Consider the following 295-nt stretch of genomic DNA (forward strand, 5'->3'; position numbering starts at 1 on the left):
AGCGTTCATCCTGAGCCAGGATCAAACTCTCCAATAAAGTTAGTTTGTCTAGCATCTAAAAATAAAAATTGACGTTCACGTTGTTTGTTTCGTTCAGTTTTCAAAGAACTTTTTGGTGGAGCCTAGCGGGATCGAACCGCTGACCTCCTGCGTGCAAGGCAGGCGCTCTCCCAGCTGAGCTAAGGCCCCAAACAAGTATCGGGAAGACAGGATTTGAACCTGCGACCCCCTGGTCCCAAACCAGGTGCTCTACCAAGCTGAGCCACTTCCCGAAAGAAAACGCGCCCGAGAGGAG

Annotated in this window: 2 tRNA genes; both read right to left on the reverse strand. The window is 50.5% G+C overall.

The window, feature by feature from the left end:
• Positions 1–113 precede the first annotated feature (113 nt).
• Positions 114–189 (reverse strand) — tRNA-Ala (locus MR071_RS25190).
• Positions 190–198: 9 nt separating this feature from the next.
• A tRNA-Pro gene (locus MR071_RS25195) sits at positions 199–272 on the reverse strand.
• Positions 273–295 lie beyond the last annotated feature (23 nt).

Origin of the sequence: Bacillus cereus group sp. BfR-BA-01316 (assembly GCF_022664195.1) — a bacterium.
Lineage (GTDB): Bacteria > Bacillota > Bacilli > Bacillales > Bacillaceae_G > Bacillus_A.